Raw genomic sequence first — 3,295 nt, forward strand, 5'->3', positions numbered from 1 at the left:
CCACGGGCGGCGTCGGCAGCCGCCTGAGCCCGAAACTCGTCGAGGCCGGCCACACGGTCAAAGGCCTGCACCGCAAACCTGAACAGGCAGATGATCTGCGCAAGCAGGGCGTCGAGCCCGTTCTCGGCAATATCATCGACATGACCGCAGACGACCTCGCCAGCGCCATGAACGGCTGTGATACGGCCGTCTTCTCCGCAGGCGCCGCCGGCAGCGGCCGGGACAAGACGACCGCGATTGATGGAGAGGGCCCGGAAAAGCTGATCGAGGCCGCGCGCGCCACGGGCGTGAACCGCATCTATCTCGTCTCAGTCATCATGGATGCCGGGCGCGACCGCGACACGAGCGATGATTTCGAGCACTATATGGCCATGAAGCGCCGCGCCGATGCGGCCCTCGCCACCAGCGGGATCGACTATGTCATCCTGCGCCCTGGCACGCTGAAAGATGATGACGGCGATGGCAAAGTGATGGCGGGCCGCGCGATCACCTATGGAGACGTCGCGCGCGGCAATGTCGCCGCCACGCTCGCGGAGCTGATCGGCGTGCCGGAAATCACCAATGAGATCATCGAACTCACAAATGGCGATACACCTGTCTCCGATGCCGTTGCCAGTCTGAAACGCGGCTGACACGCAGGGCGAACCCCATGCTGGCGAATTGCACCCCACACCGTTTGGGCTTGCCATCAGATCCGTATTGAACAATAAACGTATTGTTCAATCGTATTTGGGGGGCTCTCATGCCAGCACGCATCTTTCTCTGGGTCGGCCATCCACGCGCTACATCGCTCAGCCACGGCATGGCGGACGCCTACCAGCGCGGCGCAGAAGCAAACGGTGCCGAAGTCCGACGCATGAACCTGTCGGACATGGTCTTCGACCCGGATCTCACCGAAGGCTATCACGCCCGCAAGACCCTTGAGCCATGCCTTGAAGCGTGGCGGGAGAACTTGCTCTGGGCCAATCATGTCTGTTGGGCCTATCCGCAATGGTGGGGCGGGATGCCCGCCAAGATGAAAGGCGTGATCGACCGCAGTTTCCTGCCGGGCTTCGCCATGAAGTATCACGAGAAGGACCCCTTCTGGGATCGCCTGCTGGCCGGACGACGGGGCGATGTGCTGATGACGTCCGACGCGCCGGTCTGGTTTGACCGGCTATCCAATGGTCGCGCCGCCAAGTTACAGGTGCAGAAGCCCGTCATGAAATTTGTCGGCATACATCCCGCACGCATTCTGCAGGTCGGACCGGTGAAGACGGCCAAGGAGGCGACGCTCTTAAAATGGATGAAGCGGGCCGAAAGGCGCGGCGCTGATGCCGCCCGCCGGTTCCGGTGATGTGAATTGCGCCCGCCCGTCATCCTGCTAACACGGGCATCATGAAAACCAGTACCGAGACCCATGTCCCGCTCAGCGGCTTCCCGTCCTATCCCGAAGACGAGATGCGAATCCGCGCCCGGGCCGTTCACGACTCTCTGGCGACGCGCCGTTCCGTCCGCGCCTTCTCCGACAAGCCCGTCCCACGCGAAATCATTGAGGCCTGTGTCGCCGCCGCCGGGTCGGCCCCATCCGGCGCCAATCACCAGCCCTGGTTTTTTGCCTGTGTGAACAGCGCAGAAAAAAAGCGCGAAATTCGTCAGGCTGCCGAAGCTGAAGAGCGTGAATTCTATTCAGGGCGCGCGGGGGAAGACTGGCTCGACGCGCTCGCGCCGATCGGCACCGATGCCGACAAGCCCTATATGGAAATCGCCCCCTGGCTGATCTGTATCTTCGCCCAGCGCCGCGGCGGCGTGCAAGCGGGAGAAACCCGCAAGAACTACTACATCAACGAAAGCGTCGGCATCGCCACGGGTATGCTGATGACCGCCTGTCATCAGGCCGGCCTCGCCACCCTTGTCCACACGCCCAACCCGATGAAGTTCCTGAACCGGATCTGTGATCGTCCGGAAACGGAAAAACCCTTCCTGATCCTGGTTGCGGGCTATCCAGCCGACGATGCCATGGTGCCCAAACACGCTCTGGTGAAAAAGCCACTGGATCAGATCATGCGCGTGTTCTAGCGAGCGAACGCCAGCTCAGTGTGGAACGATCATGCATTTTCCGGTGATGATGGCACCGCTGGAAATCGAAACGCCCGGATACACGATGACGTCTGGGCCCAGTGTAACGTTCACGGCCTGAAAATCAGGAGCCACCCATCCCCCAGCGCTTCCGTCAGGGTTGGTGTATCGGACAGCTTCAATTTTGCGTCCGTCGCTCTCGGTAAAGACAACTGTTCGGCGGCTTGCGGTTTTGGCAGGCATTCGAATCACTCCGATGTCTATCGAAGAGAATCACGATTTGGGAGTTTTGTGAATCCCGGACCGGTTTAATCTTCGCACAAACGGAATTCTGCGCCTGGAAAGCTTTCTACAATCTTGCATAGATCCGGAAAGCTCCACAGCATGGCAAGAATACCTACACACATGGGAAGGAGCAGGTGGAAAATATTGTACAGCAACTTTGCGGATGCCGCCTTGCGCTGCACACTTTCCCTGAGGCGCGCATAGACCGGGTTTTTGAAAAGACCCTCACCATCTTGAGATGACGTCGCCTCTTGAAAGGCCTTCTCCATCCCCGCCTTGTCCATTACGAACAGCGCAAATATCAAGCTGAAAACAGCTTGGGCGATTGCAAGAAATGCCCCCGCTTGAATAATCCCAAGCGTTAGGCCCTCCACTTCCAAATCGAATATGGATACGGGCGTGGAATGGTTTCCTGACAGTTCCGCTACAAAAACGATCGCAGAAAATGTGTAGGTGCGATTGGTCAGATCCCGGAACAGACTTGCGAAATACTCGGACGTGAGGTTCATGCAACTACTTGCTGTGGTCAATTACATCTATGCGTTTTCGTGGCTGTCCGGGCTTACAGATAAAGCTGGTTTGCACGAGCTTCCTGCCATTTCGGCGATGCTTCGATTTAGATGCCTCGAACTGATGGAGGAAGTGACCCTCCCGGAGTTCGTGGGCAATAGCCCCTTTTTTTGGAAGTTCCTCAAAATCATGCGGTGGACAGTCACATGTCTGCCCTTTCGCGATGTAATCGCGGACGACTTGCTTTTTCTCCGTTTGCATATCGCCGGTATCCACATCCGACGAGAATTCCTTTTTCACAAACACATCAACCATGGTTAACCCTCCTGCCTCCGGATATGAATCCAGAAATAGAACGATAATTCAACCCTACAGAATTCGGTATGTTCTAGCCGCCCACGGTCACAGCGGGACCGGGCAGGTGGATTGTGTAATAGCTGCG

Annotated in this window: 6 protein-coding genes; 3 read left to right on the forward strand and 3 right to left on the reverse strand. The window is 57.9% G+C overall.

What is annotated here, in order from left to right:
* The 3 genes from P1U71_RS17780 to P1U71_RS17790 form a co-directional block, all read left to right on the forward strand.
* The coding region (locus P1U71_RS17780) for an SDR family oxidoreductase (protein WP_301107016.1) at positions 1 to 632 on the forward strand (632 nt) is incomplete at its 5' end.
* A 110-nt stretch (positions 633 to 742) separates the two neighbouring features.
* Positions 743 to 1,336 (forward strand): NAD(P)H-dependent oxidoreductase, encoded by a 594-nt coding sequence (locus P1U71_RS17785; RefSeq protein ID WP_301107017.1) that lies wholly within the window; start codon positions 743 to 745, stop codon positions 1,334 to 1,336.
* 41 nt (positions 1,337 to 1,377) lie between these two features.
* Complete coding sequence (locus P1U71_RS17790) at positions 1,378 to 2,058, forward strand: nitroreductase family protein (protein WP_301107018.1); 681 nt, start codon at positions 1,378 to 1,380, stop codon at positions 2,056 to 2,058.
* Positions 2,059 to 2,073: 15 nt separating this feature from the next.
* Here the strand turns inward: P1U71_RS17790 and P1U71_RS17795 are convergent, their stop codons facing one another.
* The 3 genes from P1U71_RS17795 to P1U71_RS17805 all read right to left on the reverse strand — a co-directional run bounded on the left by P1U71_RS17795 (position 2,074) and on the right by P1U71_RS17805 (position 3,168).
* Entirely contained in the window at positions 2,074 to 2,301 is a 228-nt protein-coding gene (locus tag P1U71_RS17795; RefSeq protein WP_206991694.1) for a hypothetical protein, read from the reverse strand.
* 65 nt (positions 2,302 to 2,366) lie between these two features.
* Positions 2,367 to 2,852 carry a hypothetical protein gene (locus P1U71_RS17800; RefSeq protein ID WP_206991695.1) on the reverse strand — a complete coding sequence of 162 codons (486 nt, stop codon included), beginning with the start codon at positions 2,850 to 2,852 and terminating at the stop codon, positions 2,367 to 2,369.
* Positions 2,853 to 2,856: 4 nt separating this feature from the next.
* Entirely contained in the window at positions 2,857 to 3,168 is a 312-nt protein-coding gene (locus P1U71_RS17805; protein ID WP_206991696.1) for a hypothetical protein, read from the reverse strand.
* Positions 3,169 to 3,295: the final 127 nt, after the last annotated feature.

Source organism: Sneathiella sp., from assembly GCF_029233945.1.
Taxonomy (GTDB): domain Bacteria; phylum Pseudomonadota; class Alphaproteobacteria; order Sneathiellales; family Sneathiellaceae; genus Sneathiella.